The organism is Cryobacterium sp. 10I1 (assembly GCF_035019805.1).
In the GTDB taxonomy this organism is placed as follows: Bacteria; Actinomycetota; Actinomycetes; order Actinomycetales; family Microbacteriaceae; genus Cryobacterium; species Cryobacterium glucosi.
The window spans coordinates 1-1,893 of the sequence record NZ_JASJVF010000403.1; the positions used below are offsets into that span (position 1 = coordinate 1).

The window sequence follows — 1,893 nt, forward strand, 5'->3', positions numbered from 1 at the left end:
CCGGAACTGTTCGGGATCATGAACACGATGTTCGACGCCTTCCTCAGCTTCCACGCCCGGCCCGCGTTCCCCACCGCCGAGGAACAGGCCCTGATGGACTCCGGGCAGATGATCCCCGGCGCCGAGACCGCGGGTACCGACGCCGACACAGGCCCGGAGCTGGACGTGATCGAAGCAGAGCTCCGGGAGCGGCGCGCGGACACCCGCACGAGTGGGGAGAAACGCGCCGACATCCTCCGGGCGTTGTTCGAACACGCCGCCCGCGACGAGGACACGCCCAGCATGGGCGGATCCGCCCCGACCGTGATGGTGCACGTGAACGCCGCAGACCTCGCCTCCGGGGTCGGGGTGGGGTGGATCGACGGGGTCGAGGCCCCGGTATCGCTCAAGACAGTGCACCAGCGCATCTGTGACGGCGGCTTCCAAGGGGTCCTGTTCGGGGCGAACAACGAAGTCATCAAGCTGGGTCCGGAGCGGCGCTATTTCAACCGGGCGCAGCGCCGGGCGATTACCGCCCGGGACGGCGGCTGCATAATCCCCGGCTGCAAAGCCCCGGCGCACTGGGCCGAAGTACACCACGTGAAGCCCTGGGCGCAGGACGGACCGACCAACGTCGACAACGGGGTACTACTGTGCTGGTTCCACCACCACACCATCGACACCTCCGGGTGGGAAATCCGGATGGTGAAAGGCTCACCACAAGTCCGGGCCCCCGGACTCATCGACCCGCAACGACTCTGGCGGCCACCGAACCGACACCGCGCCCACCAGATCCTCACCGGACCACCCAACCGCGACTGACCGGCCCGGCTGAATCAGGTGACAGTGATGTCCGGCACCGACGGGATGTTCCTGACCGCCGTGGACCCGAAAGCCACGATAGCTTCGCCGCGGAGCGTCTGGGACTGTCCCGGCGCGACCAGCATGGCGTCGCGGAGGCCCAGGGCAAGGGAGTCCGTGCCTGGCGCGCCGTCGATCTCGACCTCGCCCTCGAGGACGACGACCAGGACGCTCTCGTCGGGTCCCGGCATCACCGATAACGGGTCGGTGAGACGCTCGACCCGGAGGGAACCCGTCGCGGCGGTGCGGCGCAGCATCAGGTTCAGGTCGTCGGAGCTCTCCGCCGAACCTGTCGATGAGACGAGGCTCTCCCCGGGAAAAGCGCAGACCTCGTACTGGCTGATGTGTTGCAAGGTGCCGTCGATGGTCAGGTCGAGCCCGGCCGCGGACAGCGGGACGAGGTATCGGTCGATGCCGGCGAACTCGGAGAATGCCGAGTCGCCGGCGATCGTCGCGATGCTGACCCTCCAGTCGAAATCGTCCATTGTCGCCGCAGGGGGCGCTACGGCCACAGTGCTCGTCCAGCCTCCGCCATTACGCCAGGCGACCGGCACCCGGGCGCTCGCGCGGGAGACGGCGTCAGAACGCTGCTCGGGCGGCATGGGTCACCACCGTGGGCACGCGCTGTCCGAGCAGCCAGGTGGCGGCGGTCAGCGGCACCCCCGGCCGATAGGCGATGTGCGAGATGGAGGGCGCGTCAAGTACCTGCAGATCGGCGCGACCGCCGACCCGGAGCGAGCCGACGGCATCCACCCCCGAGTCACGCCCGAGGGCGCGGGCACCGCCTCGAGTGGCCGCGCGCACGGCTTCCTCAACGGTCAGGTGCATCTGCAGCACGGCCGTTGCGATGCAGAACTGCATCGAGGTCGTGTATGAGGTGCCGGGATTGCAGTTGGTCGCGATCGCCACGGTGATGCCCGCGTCGAGGAGCGCGCGGGCCGGCGCGAGTGGTTCCCGGGTGGACAGGTCGCAGGCCGGCAGTACGGTCGCCACCGTGTCCGACGCGGCGAGGGCATCGAAGTCGGCGGGAGTCAGGTAGTTGCAGTGGTCGAC

3 protein-coding genes are annotated in these 1,893 nt (G+C 68.9%); 1 reads left to right on the forward strand and 2 read right to left on the reverse strand.

The genetic code is table 11. The features are described from left to right. The coding region (locus QN345_RS18485) for an HNH endonuclease signature motif containing protein (protein ID WP_323509051.1) at positions 1 to 801 on the forward strand (801 nt) is incomplete at its 5' end. Positions 802 to 815: 14 nt separating this feature from the next. Here QN345_RS18485 and QN345_RS18490 read toward each other — a convergent pair. Both QN345_RS18490 and QN345_RS18495 read right to left on the reverse strand, forming a co-directional pair. Further along, positions 816 to 1,442, reverse strand: coding sequence for a HutD family protein (locus tag QN345_RS18490; protein WP_134559173.1), 627 nt, complete (start codon positions 1,440 to 1,442; stop codon positions 816 to 818). After that, positions 1,420 to 1,893 (reverse strand): amidohydrolase family protein (locus QN345_RS18495; RefSeq protein WP_323509052.1); only part of this gene is annotated, 474 nt, incomplete at its 5' end. The genes QN345_RS18495 and QN345_RS18490, both read right to left, overlap by 23 nt.